This is a genomic window from Mesorhizobium sp. L103C131B0, assembly GCF_000502275.1.
Taxonomy (GTDB): Bacteria; Pseudomonadota; Alphaproteobacteria; order Rhizobiales; family Rhizobiaceae; genus Mesorhizobium.
This window is the reverse complement of the sequence record NZ_AYXC01000040.1, coordinates 1-18,909: the sequence shown is the minus strand read 5'-3', so window position 1 is coordinate 18,909 and position 18,909 is coordinate 1. Positions and strand designations below refer to the sequence as shown.

The following is an 18,909-nucleotide window of genomic DNA, read 5'->3' as shown; positions in this document are numbered from 1 at the left end:
GCCGCAGCCCGCCGCGACAGGCCACTCTCAACCGCTGCGATCACTCGCGAACGCAAATCCTCCGATATGGCTCTAACCATGCCTGCTGGCCTCCATACCCAGCCGACATGATGAATCAGATATTCTCCCCGATGGGAATCCCTCGCGATTCCATCAGGTCAGATTATGCTCTAGGTCGTGCGTGATGAAAATGGTTGTCCTTTTGACGAGTCTTGAGAGTTCCAGGAATTGTGCCTGCAGCTGGCGCCGGATAAGCGGATCTAGCGCTGAAAACGGCTCGTCCATGAGCAGGATCTCAGGGTCGGCTGCCATTGCCCGCGCCAATCCCACGCGCTGCTTCATGCCCCCGGAAAGCTCTTCTGGGATAGCGATGTGCCCATTCCTCGAGGCCGACGAGCTTGAGCTTCTCCCGGGCTTTGGCAGTCCGCTCTGAGCGCTTGGTGCCCCGCAACTCCAGGCTGAGCGCGACGTTGTCCTCCACGCTTCTGTGGGGCAGCAAGGCCATGTTCTGGAACACCATGCCTACGCTCTGAGAGCGAAGCGCCCGGAGGTCCCTCGCGTTCAAGGCATTGATGTTGCGGGCTGCTACGATAATTTCTCCGGCTGTCGGCTCGACCAGCCGGTTGAGGTGCCGTACCAGCGTCGACTTGCCGGACCCGGTAAGTCCCATGATGCAATAGATTTTGCCTTCATCCACAGAAAACGAGACGTCGGCGACTGCGGTTGCGCAACCGAACTTCCTCAGGATGTCGGACTTTGAAAGGCCTTCGTCGCGGATCGCCCGAAAGGCTTCGGGAGAGCGGTCCCCGAAAATCTTCCATACGCCAGAGCACTGGATCACAGGCTTATTCATCGATCACCAACATTGTCGGCTGGCATGGTCGAATCTCTCGACCGCGGCCAGCGATGTAACGGTTACTTCGCTGCTTTGGTCGCAGCGATCCACTTGTCCCAAGCGTCTTTGTCTGCTGCGATCCAGTCTGTCGCGTGTTTCTGGATCTGCTCGTTGGACTTTTCCCCTGGATGTTCACCATTGTTTCAAGTTGTGCCCTTGCCACGGGAACCCAGATGATAGGGCGTTGCGCTGGTCACTGAGGCCTGAACTGAGGACGTTTTGAATTGCGCGAAGAGGCGGTTCACCGCCGCTACCGGGCCATGTTCCCAGACCTGATTAGGCCGCCGGCGCGCTTCGCCAGCGCCTGTGTAAGTCTGTCGAGAACGATTGCGAGTGCGACGATGCCAAGGCCACCTGGTCGCCAGTCCGACATCAAGGCGGCCAATGCCTCGCAACACCATTTGGCCGAGCCCCCCACCGCAATCATCGAGGAGATGACAACCATCGACAGAGACATCATGAGCGTCTGATTGACACCTGCCATGATGGTCGGGAGGGCAAGCGGCAGCTGTGCCTTCAGAAGCAACTGGCGGTCGGTGGCTCCGAACGCCCGCATGGCCTCGATCACTTGTTCCGGAACCTGCACGATACCAAGATAGGTGAGCCGGATCACGGGGGAGACCGCAAAAATGACGGTCACGATGACGCCGGGCACATTCCCGATGCCAAAAAGCATCACTATAGGCACGAGGTACACGAACGCTGGAATGGTCTGCATGCCGTCAAGGAGCGGGCGCAGCACGGCATAGAGCCATTCTGAGCGCGTCGCCACGATCCCGAGGCAAAAATCAGGGCCGTAAGGACGATCGACAGCGTGTTCATGGTTTCTGTCCACACGCCGATGAAGCCAATAAAGAAAAGAATCGCACCCAGAACGACAGCCAGGCGCCAACTGGCAAGCTGCCAGGCAACAAGGATAATAACGGCTATTACCAGGAGAGGTGGCGCCGAAGTCATAAACGAGGCTAGCGATTGGAGAACCGTGTCGAACGGTGCTTTTACAAGCTGGAAAATCGGCCGGTAGTTGTCGACCAGCCATCGCAGACCATAGCTGACCCATTGCGCGAGCGGCAGCGTGCCGCATGCAAACGGATTTAACGTTCCACATCCGCTCATCTTTGTTCCCCAATGGTATTTGTGAGCCGATTTAGGGGCAGGGTTAGCATGACTTTTCAGAGCGGGTGTCGCGCAAAAAAGTAGCATGCCAATTGATTTTATTTCGGCTGCTGGAGCGACCAGGTCCGGTGCAGCTGCAAGACGCCGCATATATGGCATCACCAGTGCGGGCAGGTGGCCTTGCCGCCTTGCGAGCTGGCACAGACCATCGACCAGTTTGTCGGTGCCGCTCACAGGCCTGTGGCCAGAGCTTGGGCGCCTCGATCAGCGAATGGAGGACCGAGATAAACACGAGCCGAATGACCGAGCTGCCCTGATGAAATCACTGGAAGGGCGAGGATGGAGACATCTTTCTTGTTGGAGAGACCGATGCCCTATGCAACCAACGGCAACCTCCCCAACTGGTCAGGAGATCCTTGCCCTGGCGTGCGCAACTCGATTGTCGGCACTTTCGGCGATTGAGCCGAAGCCATGCAGCGCCGCGGCCGCCTGCTCTACCGTAATCGCGTCGAGAGCAAGACGGAAGGCGGCGACATCGCCCGCTTGGCAGCCTCTATCATCTCAAAAAAGGTGAGGGGCGAAGGGCCGCAGCGGTTTAAAAGCGCAATTCGCCTTTCGGCAGGCTCGCGCTGACCTCGCCCCCAGGCGGGGTGGCCGTTACTGCTGAACGACTCGTCGTGACCATCCAAATTGCATGGAAGTGTCGTTAATTAATCGCCCGGCCGGCTGCCAAGGACCTTTGAGTGTGAACCACATGCCTTGTCCCGTCTGACTCTCGAAAACCAGAGCTGCCGTCCTGCGGGCATGGGACCGCGGCTTGCCATTCCCAAGCAGTTTCCCCGGACAGCTTCCATATGCGGGAGAAGGTCGCCTGCCGTTGTGGCTCTCCGGCGACCTCACGTACAACGGCATCCGACATTCTGGCAGGTTCGTCGGATCCGCGACACAGGCTTGTTTAGCCAATTTCTTGCTTTGCCTCGGGCCAAATAGCTCAAAAACAATCACAAAAAATGCTTCTTCGCCTCGTTCGGCCAATTGGCACGAGTTTTGATGCCCTTCTTGCGAGGCGGCAGCAGGTGCCGATCGTCGCGCCCCCGCATCCCACCTGCCCTAAACGGAGGAACACTCATGAACACGCTCGATCAGCAGACGGCGCTGGAGCAAGCCGCACGAAAGCGCATCAAGGATTCTCACACCCTTGAAGGTGACGCCGGTCGCTTGGGCCACTTCTATCGCGAATGGGCCAGTTCCTACGATCTGGATGTCGGCCGCGACGGGTACTGCGGGCCTTTGATTGTAGCGGAGCTGGCTGGCGCCGTGCAGACAGCCTATTTGGCCACCGAGCGCACTGCCGTCGCAATCCTGGACGCTGGCTGCGGAACAGGCCTCGTCGGCGTAGAACTGGAACGCCTCGGCTTCGGATTGATCGACGGGATCGACCTCTCCGAGGAGATGGCCGAACAGGCCCGGCAAACCCGCGTCTACCGCCATGTCCGAGGCAGTGTCAACCTTAACGGGCCGCTCTCCGACTACTCCAGCGCGAACTATGACATCACGGTCTGCTGCGGCGTCTTCACGCTCGGGCATGTCCGACCGGAGGGGCTGCGCGAACTGGCTCGCGTCACGCGCCCGAACGGATTCATCATCGCAAGCACCCGCAAGAGCTATGCGGAGGCCACATCCTTTGAGGACGAGGTGCGGCGTCTGCAGGATGCGGGCATCCTTGTGCCGGCACAGCGTCTAAACGACGGCAGATACGTCGCCGAGGAGGGCGCGCACTACTGGGTTTTCCAGGTGTTTGAGAAGGCCAGCGCACCAACGGAGGAGGGGCCATGACCACTTCGCTGGCAGCCGATGCACGGCGACAACGAAGAGCGCGAGCGCCTACGCATGCCCTGCCAGGAGTTCGGGATCTTCTACCTTGTTGAGCCGGCACCTCGAAAGAATTCCCGGCACAGCCTATCCAAGCTTCCCGACCGTTATTCACGCTGCCAGTCAAGCAAGAAAATGGCCCGAAAGCGTTTGCCAACCCCCATTGTCAAACAAAGGTGTATTCATGTCTAAGGATCTCGTGGTCAGACTGGACGACAAGCTGCGCGCGAAACGCGAAAGCTTTGACAAGATCCCCGTGGTTGATATAGCGCCGCTACTCGATGGCAGCAACAAACAAAGGGTGGCCAAGGAGATACGTTGGGCCTTGTCGAACACTGGGTTCATGTATGTGAAGAACCACGGTATTCCTCAGGATTTTGTGGATTCGGTACTCGATGTGAGCCGTCGGTTTTTTGATCTGCCCAGGTCGCAGAAGATGACATTGCACGTTAGCAAATCCGATGTGGCCCTCCGCGGATACATTGAGCCGTTCGGGGAGAACACCGATCCGGGCAAAACGAAAGACCTGAAGGAGTGCTTTGACTGCGGACCTGAACGTTCGACGCTGGAAGGTCCGTTCTTTGGCCCCAACCAGTGGCCCTCAAGTCTGCCCGAGTTTCGGGAACTGACATACGGATACCATCAAAAGATGGTGGACCTCGCCAAAAAACTCTTGCAGGGCATTGCGCTCAGTCTGGACCTGTCGGAAGGCTATTTCGAAAGCCTTATGCGGAACCCGATCAGCATTCAGCGCCTGCTTCATTACCCGCCGCAGAGTGGCTATGTTGGCGAAGAGATCATCGGTATTGGCGCCCACACGGATTACGGCAATCTGACCATCCTGGCGCAGGACGACGTGGGTGGTCTTCAGGTCATGAACCGAGATGGCGATTGGGTCGAGGGCATTCCGATCCACGGCACATTCGTAATCAACATTGGCGATCTTATTCAGCGACTCACGAACAATCTCTACCTGGCGAACATGCACCGCGTGGTGAATAGCTCGGGCCGCGAGCGATACTCGATCCCCTTCTTTATTGATGCCGATTTCAATGCGATCATCGAACCATTGCCCTCATGTGTCACAGACAGCAACCCGCTTCGCTACAAGCCGGTAACTTGCGGCGAGCACAAATTCGAGCGATTCGCAGCAAGTTACGCTCACTTGGCCAAAGCGTAATGAGAACGGACAGGCACTTATTCACGTGACACTGCTGCCGCGCCTCATTCCTTAGATCTACAACCGTTCCATAATCTTGGCGCCGTCCGCAACAGGCGGGCTTTTGAAGTCCCCGCGAATGGATGTCAGATAAAACGCCATGGGTGAGACAATACCGTCAACCACGGCGGCGCGACCATCGACAACGGTCGAGCGCAAGCGACCGTCAAGGAACCTGTGTCCTAAGCATCTGCCGCGCAAACGCGTGGTCATTGCCGCTTCGTCAGACTGCTGGGTGCGGTTCGGTCTGACTGGCGAAGCTTGGCGAGGACGTCACCGCGAAACTGGAGGTCATCCCGCACCAGTGGAAAGTGATCCAGACCGAGCGCGAAAAGTTCACCTGTCACGAATGTGAGGCGATCGCGCAGCCGCCTTCACCCTTCCAAGTGGCGTCGCGCGGCTTTGCCGGGCCGAACCTGTTGGCGATGATCCTGTTTAAGAAGTTCCCCAGGATTAGCCGTTGAACCGGCGGAGCGCGCAGGGGGGCAGCGATCTGAGCCTATTCTGTGCCTCGGTACTGTAGCCGGTGCACGCGCTGATTGAGGCACATGTGCTTGCTGCCAAGCGTCTGCTTCGTGACGGCACCACTGTGCCGTTCCTGGCGAGGGGCAAGGCCGACACCGGTCGCAGCTAGGCTTATACCGAACTTCTCGCCCATGGCGAACCGTTTGTGGCTGACCTCTAGCGCTGACCACCCCGGCAGGAAAACGGTGGTGGATATCACTCGAGTGAGGGGCTTCTTCATACTCCTCCTACGGTGGGCGGATCCCACCCTCGCCAATGTGACGATCCCCCGCATGTCTATCCACAAAGCTTGTGTCTGAACCTGGACAAGAATGTCGGAAACCCGATGAGACGTCGGCAGGGCCGGGCCGTCGGTATGGGGAAGTGGTGCAACAGAACGGTGCGCCAATTCGGCACGCAACTTGCTTGGGACACGGCGGACGGCCGCAATCCGTCTCGAGGGCCGGTGGTGATTGATCAGTCTCTAAACTTTGACGCGTGTAAACTGGCGGCGGTCCTTTATGGGCCAGAGGACGACGTGGATCCCCTGTTGTTTGGCTCGCGACTGCCGATCTGATTGGGTTATTCAATGGTTCGTCAATATTATGATCTCCCGTCCCTGACTGCCCTCGCGGGATTCGAGGCCTCGGCACGCCATCTCTCGTTCAAGCTAGCGGCTTCGGAGCTGAACGTGACACCGGGAGAGATCAGTCGGCAGATCAAAGCCATTGAGGACGAGCTTGGCGTCCCGCTGTTTGTGAGGCCAGGAACCGACGTGATGCTTACCAGCGCTGGCAAAGACCTCTACAGCGTGCTGGCAAGCAGTCTTTCCAAGGCGTCCGATGTCGTCAGGATAATTAAACGCTGCCGTCGTTCCCGGAATGTCACAATTGCCTCCCCCGATGCATTCGCGTCGATGTGGTTGATACCTCGCATGCCGCGCTTTTGGTCACAGCATGGTGATATCAAAGTCGACCATGCGATTTCCGACAGTTCGCACGACTACCGGCGCGCTGAAGTCGAGCTGCGCATTCGCTATGGCTTCGGCTCATGGCCTGAGGAGACAGCGGAGCTGTTGTTTGGCGACGTGATCTACCCGGTCTGCGGTCACGGCTTCGCCCAGGAGCACAGCGATGCGACCGCCAAGTGCTTGCCCCAACTGCCACTTCTGAATGTCGAATGGATTGAACCCGACTGGGCCGGCTGGGACGAGGTCCTGCGCCGCGCCGGGATTCCCCACGGGCCGCTTCGTGGCCATAGGTTCACCAAGTTCTTCGTGGCTTTGCAAGCGGCCCAGGCTGATCAGGGCGTTGCCGTGGGCTGGCACCGGCTGGTGCGAACATTGGTCGAGGAGGGCAAGCTCATCAGGCTTACCGACCTCGAGCTGGACGCCCCGGGAGGATACTATCTGACGTGGAACGACAACCGGAGCCTGTCGCCGGGGGCCGAGCGGTTGCGCGACTGGTTGCGGAAGATTTCGGCCGAAGAGCGGAACGCTCCGAGTTAGAGCTCGCGCCCGGCGCGCCTTTGCACGGCCCAGATACATAGCGGTGCGGTGATCGGCATCACGGGTTCGGGATGCCGTTTGCATGAGGGTGGAATGTTCAGAAATCCTCGAACTCGGATGAGAGCTTCGTGGCCGCTCCGCATTCCGGGACGGGATCAGGAGGGAATGGATCAATGCTGCGTAGCGCCCCAGCCCTAGCGGGGCCCGAAAATGATCCGTTCTCACACGCACGGCAGGGCTGTCGGGGAAACATTGTGTGAATGGAAATTTGGCGGGCGCATTCCCCGTACGGCGGCGGCTCTAGTTTTCGAGGGGCGATGTCAGCGCGGGCTTGCTCACACCACCACCCGACACTCGGCGGCATCGTGGTTGCCTCTTTCGGGCTTCTGACGGCTTTCGCCGTGACCACGCTCAGTTACCTGGTCCCTCTTGGCACCATATGGCGCTGCAAGTGAAAGGTTCGCTCCTCACCTCTCCCGCGCGAACCGATGAGGACGGCGATCTATGACGGGCTGCGCTTCACGGCAATGTCATCGGAAATCAAGACGGCGATCGCTCGCGGAACTCTCTTTGGCCTAGCGAGCATCGCCATACTTGCGCTGCTGCCGCTGGTTGTCCGCGATCAGTTGGGTAGGACCGCTCGCCTATGGCACGCTCATGGCCGGCTTCGGGACAGGCGCCGTCATTGCCGGCATCTCCAATGCCCGTTCAGACGGGCCTTGTCTCAAGAACGACTGATGAGGCTTGCGTGCGTCGCCTGCGCGGCGTGCTCCCTCTCCCTTGCCCTGAGCTCTTCGATTGCAGTGGCGGCAATTGCGCTCGCCTTGGGCGGCGCGGGTTGGGTCACCGCCTGGTCCGGCATTGGCGTGAGCATGCAGCTGGCGAGCCCGCGTTGGGTCGTGGGGCGCACCATCTCGATTTATTATGCTTGAAGATGGCGGCATCGCGGCGGGCAGCTGAGTATGGGGCACGCTGGCCCAGAACTATTGCCTGACCTTGGCGCTGGAGGGCTCCGCTGGAGCCCTGCTGCTGGTGCTGCAGCCGGAGACATTCCGCACGCCGACCTGGACGGACTACCTTCGCCTCAACCATCGCCTCACGACAGCAGGCAGGAACTGGAACGAAAGGGTCCTCCTCGTGCACAAAGGCGAGTTTCCACCTCAGGCCACGCTTTTGATCGAGCGACCGACAAGCCCTGCTCGCAAAACCGAGCCTTGGACGCCTTTCTCCCCCCTTGATCAAGTGTGAGGGCACGTGACGAAGCCCGTACGTTTCGGCTTCCCCCGTTCGCTGTAGTCGACGAACGGCTAAGCGCTCGCGGATTCGGTACTACATGAATTGTATGAGTTCGTTCTTCGCCGCAGTATGGGACTCGAACTTAACAACGGCTCCGGTCGTACTTCGACCGCGACAGCTACAGAATGCTCTCTTGCGGATATCAGCTAGAACCCCAGCTTTGCTGCAGATGCGACCTTCTGGAGGTTCTCAACAATCTCGGTGTCGTGGCGATAAACTTAATGACCTCCGATTGGCCGATTGGCCAAGGGATAGCAAACTATCAGCCTGTTTGATGAGGGAACCGTTCCTGTTAGGGGCCCGGCCACACGCCGATCCTCGTTAGCATGCTCGATCGATCATAGTCCGAACCGCAAAAAAGTTGCCTGCCAGGTGACTTTATTTCGGCTGTTCCCGCCCCTCAGCTTGCATATAACACTGACCTGTAGCCCACATTGGAGCCAGGCAGATGTCGTTCAAAGGCGTTGTTCCGCCCGTCACAACGCCCTTTCAGGCGGATGGATCCATCGACCGCGACGGCTTCTGCGTCATGGTCGAGCACCTGGTCTCGACTGGCGTCCACGGTATGATTGTCGGTGGCACGACAGGCGAGTACTACGCCCAGTCACGCGACGAGCGTGTCAGCCTGCTTAAGCTTGCCAGGAGCGTGGTGAAGGGGAAGATGCCCTTGATCGCCGGCGTCGGCTCCATTCGCACCGACGACTGCATTGAATACGGGCTAATTGCTAAGGACCTCAAGTACGACGGCATTCTAATCGGCTCGCCGTATTACGCTGTTCCCACGCAGCTCGAACTTGCCAATCATGCACTTGCGATCGACAAGGCCGCCAATCTACCGGTGATGCTCTACAACTACCCCGGTCGCACTGGAACGATGATGGATCTAGAGTTCTTGGACCGCGTCGGTCGCAGCTCCAATTTCTGTGCCATCAAGGAATCTAGCGGCAGCATGAACCAGCTGCATGCCTTGGCTCGCGACTATCCGCATATCGACCTGTTCTGCGGCATGGATGATCAGGCGCTCGAATTCTTCGCCTGGGGCGCAAAAGGGTGGGTCTGTGGCGCCGGCAACTGCCTACCGGCAGAGCACCTCGCGCTGTACGAAGCCTGCGTGATTGAGAAGGACTTCACCAAGGGCAGGCAGATCATGTCGGCGCTTCTGCCTCTGATGAGGCTTCTCGAACAGGGCGGCAAATTCGTCCAGAGCATAAAGTTTGGGTGCGAATTGGCTGGATTGCCAGCTGGGCCCGTGCGCCTGCCGATGCGGGCACTCGGCGACGAACAGAAGCGGGAACTCGAGTCGACGATCCGCACCCTTAAGGCAGTCATCGCGTCAATTACTGCAAAATCCCAAAAGAGGGCTTCCGAGAATGTCATCGCTATTAACGCGTGATGAGTACCAGAACCTGGCGGACAGCCTGCCGCTGCCGACCAACGCAGTAATCGACGGCAAGGCCCGGGCGGCACAGACTGGGGATACTTTCGAGACCATCAATCCCGCGACGGGGCAGGTGATCGCCAGGATCGCCTCGTGCGGCCAGGCCGACGTCGATCTCGCTGTAGAGAAGGCACGACTGGCGTTTGAATCGGGCGCCTGGTCGCGTGCGCACCCGAGCGAGCGCAAGCGCGTTCTGCGGCGGCTGGTCAAGCTGATGAAACGCAACGCCCATGAACTTGCCGTGCTTGAGACGCTCGAAAGCGGCAAGCCGATCTACGACGTCGAGACTATTGATATCCCCGAGGCATTGCATTGCCTGGAATGGCACGCGGAAGCCACCGACAAGGTCTACGGTCAGACATCGCCTTCTGGCGATGACGTCGTCTCGATGATCGTGCGCCAGCCTCTGGGCGTGATCGCCTGCGTTCTGCCCTGGAATTTCCCGATCCTGATGCTTGCCTGGAAGATCGGTCCGGCACTCGCGACGGGCAACTCCGTCATTGTCAAGCCGGCTGAGCAGACCAGCATGTCCACGCTTCGCATTGCGGAGTTGGCCCTTGAGGCTGGGATTCCCGCGGGCGTTCTGCAGGTCGTCACCGGTCCGGGTGAGATCACCGGCAAGGCACTCGGCATGCATCCCGATATCGATATGGTCGCATTCACCGGGTCAACTGACGTCGGCCGAAAGTTCCTCGAATATTCCGCCAGGTCCAACCTCAAGCGCATCGTGCTCGAATGCGGCGGGAAGAACCCTTGCATCGTTCTGGATGACGCCGAGAACCTCGACGTTGTAGCGCAGCATGTCACCCAAGCTGTCTTCTGGAACATGGGCGAGAACTGCTCGTCCAATTCCCGCTTGATCGTCCACGAAAAGATCAAGGACCGCCTGGTTAAGACGATCGTTCACAAGCTGAAAGAATGGCCCTTGGGCGAGCCGTTGGACCCTGGTAACCGGCTGGGCGCCATTGTGTCGAAAGAACAGTTCGACCGCATCATGGGCTATATCAAGAAGGGGCGAGCGGAAGGCGCCAAGATCGTGACGGGCGGGAACGCCCACAAGCACGGCAAAGGCTATTTCATCGAGCCGACCGTATTCGACGATGTGACATCCGCGATGACAATCGCCCGCGAAGAAATCTTCGGACCGGTGCTTTCGGTCATTAAGGTGTCCAACGCTGATGAGGCGGTACGGGTCGCAAACGACACGAAATATGGGCTTGCGGCCTCAATCTTCACCGCCAATCTTTGCAAGGCACATCGTATCGCGCGAGACATCCGCGCTGGAACGGTGACCATCAATTGCTACGGGGAAGGGGATGTCTCGACTCCCTTCGGCGGCTTCAAGCTTTCGGGCTTTGGTGGACGAGACAAGTCATTGCACGCCCACGACCAATATACCGAACTCAAGACGATCTGGGCGGACATCTCCGACCCTAACGTCTCGCGTTCGGTAGATTAGCCTGTCGCACCGATGAGCGATCATGAGGCTGTCCGCACGCCTGCGGACACATCCATGCCGGGCTGGTATGGTATTCTGCCGCCTTGCAAGGCACCAGAGGTGCTGCGCGGCCGTCACAAAGCGGACTGGCTCATTGTAGGAGCTGGGTTTGCTGGCTTGGCGGCCGCGCGGCGCCTCTCACAACTGGTGCCGAACGAGCGCATAGTGGTGGTCGACGCGCAGCGCGTCGGCTGGGGTGCTGCGGGGCGCAACTCCGGCTTCATGATCGATCTTCCGCATGAGCTCGGTGGTGAGCATTACGGCGGAAGCCAGGACCACGACCGCAAGCGCATCCGCATGAACCGCGCCGCGATCGAATTCTCTGCTTCAGCGGCGGACGAATACGGGTTGCAGAAATTCTTCGTTCGGGCCGGCAAGTACCATGGAGCTGCAACCGACCACGGTGTTGCTGTCCTGCAGGAATTCGAAAAGCACCTGACGGGGCTAGGGGAGCCATTCGAGCGGCTTGACGGGCCGCAGTTGAAGGAAATCACCGGAACCGGCTTCTTCGTCGGCGGTACCTTCACGCCGGGAACGGTAATGGCACAGCCTGCCGGCTTCATCCGTGGGCTTGCCGAAGGCTTGTCGAAGCGCGTGCAGCTATTCGAGAATTCGCCGGTCACATCTATGCAGACCGGCAAACTGCACACTGCCAAGACGACTGAGGGCGAGATCACCGCGCCGCGGTTGATACTGACAGTAAACGGTCATCTCGAAAGCTTTGGTTTCTTCAAGAAACGCCTGCTGCATGTGTTCACCTACGCCAGCATGACAAGGCCGCTCTCCAAGAGCGAACAGGCGGCTCTGGGCGGTGAGCCGCATTGGGGCTTGATCCCGGCTGACCCGATGGGATCAACCATCCGAAGGATCGGCGATCGGATCGTCGTCCGCAACACCTTCACCTATAATCCGGACATGTCCACGAGTGACATGCAGATCCGTCGGATTGGCGCTGCGCACGATAGATCGTTCCGGGCGCGTTTTCCGATGCTGGGTGAAATACCGATGGAATTTCGCTGGGGAGGCCACTTGTGTCTCTCCCTCAATTCGGCCCCCGCATTCGGCGAAATCGAGGAGAGGGTCTTCGTAGCCGGATGCTGCAATGGCCTCGGAACGGTGCAAGGTACCCTCTACGGGATGCTGGCTGCCGATCTTGCCGTCGGCAGCAACGAGCCAATGGTTGCAGACGCCCTGAACGAGCCAGCCCCGGTTCGGCTTTATCCAGAACCGCTGATGTCGATCGGAGCGCTGCTGAAGCTTTGGGCGATGCAGAAGCGCGCCGGCAGAGAGTTCTAGCTTTCTCGTTCTTGCGCCGCCGCTTCCCGGATCCAGCTGCGGAGGCTCTGGGCGGCAGGGGAAAGTGTGCGATTTTGATACCATGTGAGATAGTAGCTGCCAGGGGCCGGGAGCTCGAGATCCGTCAGTCTGACGAGCTTCCCCTCGTCAATCTGCGCCTTGACAAGGCGATGCCACCCAACAGCCACCCCTTGATCGGCCTGAGCTGCCTGAAGCGCCACGAAGAACTTGCCGAAGCGCCGACCGCGGGTCGGACCATGCGAGACCCCCGCGCGCCGAAGGACCTCGTCCCAGCCAGCCCAATCGGGATCCACCCAATCGACATGCAGCAGGGGAAGATCGGCCAACGATTCCGCCGTTGCATCGCGGTGCCTGCTCGCAAACCCAGGCCCGCATACCGGGTAGATTGTTTCATTAAAAAGGAGCTCAGCATCTTCATTCGACCACGATCCGAACCCGTAGCGGATGCGCAATTCGACCTCGGCGCGGCGGTAATCGCGGGGATTGTCCGAGATAAGGTGGTCAACCGCGATATCCGGGTACCTCGTCCAAAAATCCGGCATCCGCGGGATCAGCCACGTTGACGCGAAGGCGTCCGTGCATGCGAGCGTGACGTTCTTGGAACGGTCACCGTATTTCACATTTCGGACGATATCTGCGGCGCGCGAAAAACCGGTAGCCAACACGCCGTAAAGGTCTTCGCCGGCGCTTGTCAGCGCCACACCGGTTCCTAATCGGGTAAACAGCGGAACTCCGAGTTCGTCCTCGATCGCCTTGATCTGCCGGCTCACGGCGCCGGGAGTGACGTTCAGTTCCGCAGCAGCCAATTTGAATGACAAGTGCCGGGCAGACGCCTCGAAAACAGCCAAAGCAGTCAGGGACGGAAGGTCGTAGTAGCGGCGAACCATCTCAAGCTCCAAACACTTCGATAATCGCGCCGCGCGACAAATAGAGCAAGCAATGCTCAAGACGTCGGAAAACCATTTGCAAGGCGACGCGATAGCCTGCGTTTCGACTGACTATGGCTGCGATCCCACCCATTTACGGCGGAACATAGCAAAACTGTACGAACCATGCTTCGCGATCTGCGACGCTGTCCAATCAATGTCCGACGCGGCTGCAGAGTAGCATATACAGGGCGATGTCTGCGCTCAGCAACTCAACAAGGGGGTGGGACTTTTGCAGGGCTGCCCCACTGGTCTTCGGCAGCTGTTCAGAGATTATAAGCCGAACTTTCTCCGTCAAAGAGTGGCTTGAGCTATGACTGGCATTGAGAAGAAAACAGCGGCCATAACAGGCGCGGCGGGAGGCATCGGGCAAGCGATCTCCAGACAGTTCGTTGCGAACGGCTTTCGGGTGGTTGGGGGTGACGCCGACCAGGCTGACCTGGACAAGCTCGAGGCCGAACTTAACCGAACCGGACAGATTGTCTGGAGCAAGGCCGGCGACCTCAGAGAGAAGAGCTATTGCGAGGAGTTGATCGAGTACTCCGTCCAGGCGACAGTCACATCGGCTCGATCGAAGGTCTGGCGTCCAACCCTGGGCATCCTGCATATTCCGCCTCGAAAGCGGGCATTCACGGGTTCACAGCAGCAGTAGCGGTCGACCATGGGCATGAAGGGATCCGGTGCAATGCCATTGCGCCTGGTTGGATCAATTCTGATCTCAGCGAGGTCTACGTTGATAGCATGCCTGACAGTGCTCGTGTTCGAAGAGAGCTTCTCGCGATGCATCCGGTAGGACGCTTGGGCGAACCGAGCGACGTCGGCAATCTCGCTGTCTGGCTTGCCTCGGAAGAAAGTGCTTTCGTGACCGGTCAGGTTTACGTCATCGATGGCGGACGGACAAAGAAACTTCCGCTTCCTATCTCCTAAGACCCGTGGGGGAGCCGGGTTGCTGAACCCAGGCTCTCGCGGATTTTCAGGCAGTGGGATCCAGCTTCTCGCTAATTCGCCTGGTAATGCGATCGATAAAGATTGCCAGAACCACGACGGCGAGGCCAGCTTCGACGCCTCTCCCAACCTGCAGGCGAGAGATCGACCGAATGATTTCGTCGCCCAATCCACCGGCGCCGATCAGGAGGCGATGATGACCATCGACAACGACATCATCACGCACTGATTGACACCCGCCGTAATCGAACGAAATGCCAGCGGTAACTTGATCAGGAACAGCACGGCTAAGCGGCTCGCGCCGAAGGCCTCGCCGGCCTCGACCATTTCCTGCTCGACCATCTTGAAGCCAGGGCGGTTAGCCTGATCGCAAGCTGCGTGGCCAAGAACAATTCCAGGGAAGGTGCCGATACCGAAGAAAAGCGCCGCCGGGAGTACGAACGGCGCCATCGGATGCATGAAGTCGAGGATTGGCTCGACAACAGCATTATTCAGGCGTTTAGAAGCGGCGCTCAGGGTTCCGATGGGTGTGCTAGCTCTAAACTAACCGCTCGCGGGCGAGCGGATGTTGGTCGAGCAGACCTTGGAAAAGATGTGCGAATTCGATCGGTTGGGGAAGACTAGCGAGAAGTAGGAGTGAGACGTTCCATGCCAAGTCACCCGTAAAGTGCGATGCTCGCTTTTTCCTCAAGCAAAACATCAAACAAGACGAAGCGGGGTTGTATGCGGCACACCCATCGGTGCAGATGCCAATTGACAGGGCTCCCGCACATCAAAATCACGATCGGTGTTGACTTTCTTGCAGCGGGTATTCTGATGATCGTTTTCAAACAGGCCGTGTCTTTCGAGCTTAGTTGGCCTGAAACCGCGTCGGGATGCGTGTGCCAATCGCCCAAGTAACTGTCTAGATGTTTGATCCCGGGCTTTTGTGGGGCATTCTTATCTTCCGAATCAAAGGATGCCCCACAAAAGCCCGGGATCAAACATCTTAGCTGACAGAGGTTCTTCCACCTGGCACCCGCCCTTCAACGAAGGGCCGGTAGTCAGAACCACATTTGACGACGGCGTGCACGACACGCGCCATCTTGGCGGTAATAGCGGCCATTGCCTTGCGGCGCAGATCGGGATTGTCGCGATCCCTCGCGATGTAGCGTTCGAACTTATGACGGAAGCCGTTCTCCCGCTGACGGATGGCGATTTGCCCGGCGATCCACAGGCTGCGGCGCAGCCGAGCATTGCCGAATTTGGAAAGGCGGGTCTGGCCTCGATATTGGCCTGACTGCTGTGTCGAGAGGTCCAGTCTGCAGAACTTTAGAACTGGCGATGATGAGCGAAACTGCGAAGATCGCCGGCTTCGGCAATGACGGTCAATGCGTTGATCGGTCCGATGCCCGGGATTTGTCGCAGGAGTTGATAATCCTGGCTGTGCCGCAACAGCTCGTCGGCCTGCGCTTCGATCTCATTGCGCTGCCGAATCAGGCTGCGTGCTTCGTCAATGACCATCCGGAACATGCGAATGGCAGGCGCATCAAGGGGCAGTGGCAGTCCGATCGATGAGCGCGCCGTTTCGTAAATCCATCAGAATTTGTGTCTTGCTGACCTTGCGGCACGACGACATCCCAAGCTGCCGTCACAAACTCCTCCTTCGTCAGCGCCGTGATGCTTGCTGGGGTCGGAACAGGCATGGAGGAAGGCGAAGAACCAATCGCTGCGGCTGTTACTGCGCATTTCGCAAAAACGGGAAAGTCGTTCCGCTAAATCGCGGACAGCAGTTTCACTAAGTCGCGGACAGCAGGATGGGGTCGGCCCCCGGTTGCCTGGTTGAACTCATTTGCGATTGATTTCGCCGTTTTCGACGCCGGTCAAGAGCGGCGGTGTTTTTTGCTTTCTCATGCTGTCGCCTTCGAGGGTGACGCGATGGGCGTTGTGAACGATCCGGTCGAGAATGGCGTCGGCGATTGTCGGCTCGCCGGTCATGGCATGCCACTGGGCGATCGGCAGTTGCGCGGTGATCAGCGTCGATTTCCGGCGATAGCGTTCCTCGAAGATTTCCAGCAGATCGAGACGCTGCTGGTCGGTCAGGCTGTGGGTGCCCCAGTCGTCAAGGATGAGCAGTTGCACCCGAGCCAGCTTGTCGGTGAGACGGGGAAAGCGGCCGTCGAGACGCGCCAGGGCAAGATCTTCGAACAGACGCGGCATGCGCAGGTAGAGCACGGAATGATCGAGCCGGGCGGCCTGACGTCCGAAGGCGCAGGCCAGCCAGGTCTTTCCGGTGCCGGTCTGCCCATTGATGATGAGGTTTTCATGCGCCTTCAGCCATGCGCCTTGGGCCAGCGACAGCGTATTGCGCCGGTCGAGCCCGCGATGCGCGGCGAAGTCGATGTTCTCGATGCAGGCGTCGACAAAGCGCAGCCTGGCAACGGCGAGACGGTTGGTCAGACGCTTGTCGGCACGCATGGCGGCTTCACGATCGAGCATCAGGCCAAGCCATTCGTCGCGACTGAGATCGTCGGCGTTGCTCTGGTCGGCCAGGTCCCGATAGGCGGCGGCCATTCCGCCAAGGCCGAGAGCCTGCATCTGGTCGAGGGTTGGATGTGTCAGCATGGTTGGTTTCCTTCCTTCATTGATAATAGGAGCCGCCGCGGATGTTGGTGTGTGATGGCGTGGGCTTGACCGGCTCGGCTGCGGGCGGCACGCGGTCGAGGCCGGATTTGAGGATGGCGTTGACGGAGGAGTAGGTGATCGCATTGATGGTCAGGGCCCGCGCGCAGGCTGCCTCGAGCCGATCCCGCTCGTAGCGACGGGCCAGCGAGAGGATGCCAAACCGGAGCGGTATCCCTGTTCGGGATGGGGACGGTCGCGCATCATCCGCTCGACCAGGATGGCGGTGTTGGCGCCGATCTCGGCTGCCTGCCGGATCAGGTTCGCCGGCGTCGTGTTGGCATAGCGATGGTGCGCCTTGGGCATGTGCTCGTTGACGGTGACATGGCCGCAGCGCTGCGAGCGGCGGACATGGCTGGCGACGCGCTTGTGATCATGGAAGAGCTCGACCACCCGGTGGGTGAGCCGCACATCCACGCGCCGCCCGATCAGCGCGTGCGGCACCGAGTAGAAGGTCCTGTCGATCTCGACATGGTAGTCGGGATGCACCTTCGCCGATTTCCACTCCGCATATTCGAACGGCGCCGGCGGCAATGGCGACAGGGCCGTTCGTTCGATCTCCTCGAACAGCTCCCGGCGGCTTTTGCCGACATGGCGCATGGTGCGGTTGTTCAGATCCTCCAGCAACCCCGCGATTGCGGCGTTGAGATCGCCGAGACTGAAGAAGCGCCGGTTGCGCAGCCGGGCCAGGACCCAGCGCTCGACGATCAGCACCGCGCCCTCGACCTTGCCCTTGTCGCGCGGCTTACGGCTGCGGGTCGGCAGGATCGTCGTGTCGTAATGTTCGGCCATGGCGGCGAAGGTCTGGTTGAGCGTCGGCTCGACCCACAGCGCCTTGGCGACGCCGGCCTTCAGATTGTCGCAGACGATCGCCTTAGTTACCCCGCCGAAGAAGGTGAGTGCCCGGCACTGGCCCTCGATCCAGTCCGTGAAGGACGAGGCGCCCAGCACTGCAACGAAGATCTGAGCCTGGTAGATGACGCCAGTATCGGGATCGACAACGGGCACGGTGTGGCCCGCATAGTCGGTCTGCATCACCGCGCCCGCCTCGTGGCGGTTGCGGAACGTTGCGCTCGACCGGCGCTGGAAAGCGCCGAACCGGTCACAAAACCGGGTGTAGCCATAACCATCGGGGTGCGCCGCGCGGTATTCCTGCCACAACGTCAGCGTCACGCCCTTGCGCTTCAGCTCGCGCGAGATCATCGCCCAATCGGGCTCGTCCAGATCCTGCGGCGGACGGCCAACCCGGCGAAACAGAAGCCGCTCAAGCAATACGTCATCGTCATAGCCCGGCGGCAGCGGCCAGTCCGAGATGCCAGCCTCACGCGCCCGCAACAGATAGGTCGAAACCGGAGTCTTGCTGATCTTCAGCCGTTCCGACACCGCTCGCACCGAGAAGCCCTGCTCATGCGTCAGGCGCAGGATTGATCGTAGGTCTTTCACTGTCGTTCGTCTCGCTTGCTTCCGTCTTGGCATGGCCCCTCTCAACCCGATGATGAGAGGGCAACATGCCAGAACGGCGCTCCCGAGAACCGACCGTTATCCGCCCCGAAGACTGTCCGGGAATTAGCGGAATCACTGTCCCGTAATTACTGAAATCGCTGTCCGCGACTTAGAGCATAATCTGACCTGATGGAATCGCGAGGGATTCCCATCGGGGAGAATATCTGATTCATCATGTCGGCTGGGTATGGAGGCCAGCAGGCATGGTTGAG

15 protein-coding genes and 5 pseudogenes are annotated in these 18,909 nt (G+C 59.4%); 12 read left to right on the top strand and 8 right to left on the bottom strand.

The annotated features are described in order from the left end of the window. Positions 1 to 153 precede the first annotated feature (153 nt). From X730_RS1000000169310 to X730_RS1000000168375, 3 genes and pseudogenes are all read right to left on the bottom strand, one after another. A pseudogene (locus tag X730_RS1000000169310) lies at positions 154 to 670 on the bottom strand (ATP-binding cassette domain-containing protein). Positions 671 to 1,145: 475 nt separating this feature from the next. Beyond that, on the bottom strand, positions 1,146 to 1,637 hold the full coding sequence (locus X730_RS1000000168380; protein WP_196814861.1) for an ABC transporter permease subunit: 492 nt from the start codon (positions 1,635 to 1,637) through the stop codon (positions 1,146 to 1,148). Further along, positions 1,574 to 2,245: a hypothetical protein gene (locus X730_RS1000000168375; RefSeq protein ID WP_196814860.1), complete on the bottom strand. Its 672-nt coding sequence runs from the start codon at positions 2,243 to 2,245 to the stop codon at positions 1,574 to 1,576. Before X730_RS1000000168375 ends, X730_RS1000000168380 begins: the two co-directional genes overlap by 64 nt. A gap of 237 nt (positions 2,246 to 2,482) precedes the next feature. Here X730_RS1000000168375 and X730_RS1000000167960 point away from each other — a divergent pair, with 237 nt between their 5' ends. The 9 genes and pseudogenes from X730_RS1000000167960 to X730_RS135945 all read left to right on the top strand — a co-directional run bounded on the left by X730_RS1000000167960 (position 2,483) and on the right by X730_RS135945 (position 12,641). Beyond that, positions 2,483 to 2,644, top strand: coding sequence for a hypothetical protein (locus tag X730_RS1000000167960; protein ID WP_023827807.1), 162 nt, complete (start codon positions 2,483 to 2,485; stop codon positions 2,642 to 2,644). 495 nt (positions 2,645 to 3,139) lie between these two features. Further along, positions 3,140 to 3,847: a class I SAM-dependent methyltransferase gene (locus X730_RS135915; protein WP_023827805.1), complete on the top strand. Its 708-nt coding sequence runs from the start codon at positions 3,140 to 3,142 to the stop codon at positions 3,845 to 3,847. 220 nt (positions 3,848 to 4,067) lie between these two features. Beyond that, a complete protein-coding gene (locus X730_RS135920; RefSeq protein WP_023827804.1) occupies positions 4,068 to 5,063 on the top strand; it encodes a 2-oxoglutarate and iron-dependent oxygenase domain-containing protein in 996 nt (331 codons plus the stop codon). Positions 5,064 to 5,253: 190 nt separating this feature from the next. Continuing rightward, positions 5,254 to 5,730: pseudogene (locus tag X730_RS1000000167955) on the top strand (IS66 family transposase zinc-finger binding domain-containing protein); the annotation flags it as partial. Between the two features lie 465 nt (positions 5,731 to 6,195). After that, positions 6,196 to 7,113, top strand: a complete 918-nt coding sequence (locus X730_RS135930) for a LysR substrate-binding domain-containing protein (RefSeq protein WP_023827801.1) — start codon at positions 6,196 to 6,198, stop codon at positions 7,111 to 7,113. Positions 7,114 to 7,460: 347 nt separating this feature from the next. After that, positions 7,461 to 8,361, top strand: a pseudogene (locus tag X730_RS1000000167115) (MFS transporter); the annotation flags it as partial. A 496-nt stretch (positions 8,362 to 8,857) separates the two neighbouring features. Beyond that, positions 8,858 to 9,802: a dihydrodipicolinate synthase family protein gene (locus tag X730_RS135935; protein ID WP_023827798.1), complete on the top strand. Its 945-nt coding sequence runs from the start codon at positions 8,858 to 8,860 to the stop codon at positions 9,800 to 9,802. Further along, the gene (locus X730_RS135940) at positions 9,780 to 11,306 is read left to right on the top strand and encodes an aldehyde dehydrogenase (RefSeq protein ID WP_023827797.1); all 1,527 of its coding nucleotides are present in this window, start codon (positions 9,780 to 9,782) and stop codon (positions 11,304 to 11,306) included. Before X730_RS135935 ends, X730_RS135940 begins: the two co-directional genes overlap by 23 nt. A gap of 54 nt (positions 11,307 to 11,360) precedes the next feature. Beyond that, positions 11,361 to 12,641 carry an FAD-binding oxidoreductase gene (locus X730_RS135945; protein WP_050588169.1) on the top strand — a complete coding sequence of 427 codons (1,281 nt, stop codon included), beginning with the start codon at positions 11,361 to 11,363 and terminating at the stop codon, positions 12,639 to 12,641. On the opposite strand, the gene X730_RS135950 is transcribed toward X730_RS135945, so the two are convergent. Beyond that, positions 12,638 to 13,549 carry a LysR substrate-binding domain-containing protein gene (locus X730_RS135950; protein ID WP_031197511.1) on the bottom strand — a complete coding sequence of 304 codons (912 nt, stop codon included), beginning with the start codon at positions 13,547 to 13,549 and terminating at the stop codon, positions 12,638 to 12,640. The genes X730_RS135945 and X730_RS135950 overlap by 4 nt on opposite strands. A 352-nt stretch (positions 13,550 to 13,901) precedes the next feature. Between X730_RS135950 and X730_RS1000000167110 the strand changes: the two genes are divergently transcribed. From X730_RS1000000167110 to X730_RS1000000167950, 3 genes are read left to right on the top strand one after another with little or no spacing between them, the layout of a single operon-like run. Then, positions 13,902 to 14,240, top strand: coding sequence for an SDR family NAD(P)-dependent oxidoreductase (locus X730_RS1000000167110; RefSeq protein WP_023827794.1), 339 nt, complete (start codon positions 13,902 to 13,904; stop codon positions 14,238 to 14,240). After that, on the top strand, positions 14,150 to 14,515 hold the full coding sequence (locus X730_RS0135110; RefSeq protein WP_245261461.1) for an SDR family oxidoreductase: 366 nt from the start codon (positions 14,150 to 14,152) through the stop codon (positions 14,513 to 14,515). The genes X730_RS1000000167110 and X730_RS0135110 overlap by 91 nt, the downstream gene beginning before the upstream one ends. Continuing rightward, positions 14,475 to 14,762, top strand: a complete 288-nt coding sequence (locus X730_RS1000000167950) for a hypothetical protein (RefSeq protein WP_196814862.1) — start codon at positions 14,475 to 14,477, stop codon at positions 14,760 to 14,762. Before X730_RS0135110 ends, X730_RS1000000167950 begins: the two co-directional genes overlap by 41 nt. On the opposite strand, the gene X730_RS1000000165600 is transcribed toward X730_RS1000000167950, so the two are convergent. The 4 genes and pseudogenes from X730_RS1000000165600 to istA all read right to left on the bottom strand — a co-directional run bounded on the left by X730_RS1000000165600 (position 14,717) and on the right by istA (position 18,670). Then, positions 14,717 to 14,983: a hypothetical protein gene (locus X730_RS1000000165600; protein ID WP_155922552.1), complete on the bottom strand. Its 267-nt coding sequence runs from the start codon at positions 14,981 to 14,983 to the stop codon at positions 14,717 to 14,719. The two genes, X730_RS1000000167950 and X730_RS1000000165600, sit on opposite strands and share 46 nt — an antisense overlap. A gap of 538 nt (positions 14,984 to 15,521) precedes the next feature. Next, positions 15,522 to 16,258 (bottom strand): annotated as a pseudogene (locus X730_RS01000000165005) (transposase); the annotation flags it as partial. Between the two features lie 102 nt (positions 16,259 to 16,360). Then, positions 16,361 to 17,137, bottom strand: a complete 777-nt coding sequence (gene istB, locus X730_RS135955) for an IS21-like element helper ATPase IstB (RefSeq protein ID WP_023827788.1) — start codon at positions 17,135 to 17,137, stop codon at positions 16,361 to 16,363. A 16-nt stretch (positions 17,138 to 17,153) separates the two neighbouring features. Next, a pseudogene (gene istA / locus X730_RS00615) lies at positions 17,154 to 18,670 on the bottom strand (IS21 family transposase). Between the last annotated feature and the right edge of the window lie 239 nt (positions 18,671 to 18,909).

Coding starts and splice junctions, on each gene's coding strand:
- X730_RS1000000167960 (WP_023827807.1), top strand. CDS start 2,483: ATGCAGCGCCGCGGCCGCCTGCTCTACCGTAATCGCGTCGAGAGCAAG.
- X730_RS135915 (WP_023827805.1), top strand. CDS start 3,140: ATGAACACGCTCGATCAGCAGACGGCGCTGGAGCAAGCCGCACGAAAG.
- X730_RS135920 (WP_023827804.1), top strand. CDS start 4,068: ATGTCTAAGGATCTCGTGGTCAGACTGGACGACAAGCTGCGCGCGAAA.
- X730_RS135930 (WP_023827801.1), top strand. CDS start 6,196: ATGGTTCGTCAATATTATGATCTCCCGTCCCTGACTGCCCTCGCGGGA.
- X730_RS135935 (WP_023827798.1), top strand. CDS start 8,858: ATGTCGTTCAAAGGCGTTGTTCCGCCCGTCACAACGCCCTTTCAGGCG.
- X730_RS135940 (WP_023827797.1), top strand. CDS start 9,780: ATGTCATCGCTATTAACGCGTGATGAGTACCAGAACCTGGCGGACAGC.
- X730_RS135945 (WP_050588169.1), top strand. CDS start 11,361: ATGCCGGGCTGGTATGGTATTCTGCCGCCTTGCAAGGCACCAGAGGTG.
- X730_RS135950 (WP_031197511.1), bottom strand. CDS start 13,549: ATGGTTCGCCGCTACTACGACCTTCCGTCCCTGACTGCTTTGGCTGTT.
- X730_RS1000000167110 (WP_023827794.1), top strand. CDS start 13,902: ATGACTGGCATTGAGAAGAAAACAGCGGCCATAACAGGCGCGGCGGGA.
- X730_RS1000000167950 (WP_196814862.1), top strand. CDS start 14,475: ATGGCGGACGGACAAAGAAACTTCCGCTTCCTATCTCCTAAGACCCGT.
- X730_RS1000000165600 (WP_155922552.1), bottom strand. CDS start 14,983: ATGGCGCCGTTCGTACTCCCGGCGGCGCTTTTCTTCGGTATCGGCACC.
- istB (WP_023827788.1), bottom strand. CDS start 17,137: ATGCTGACACATCCAACCCTCGACCAGATGCAGGCTCTCGGCCTTGGC.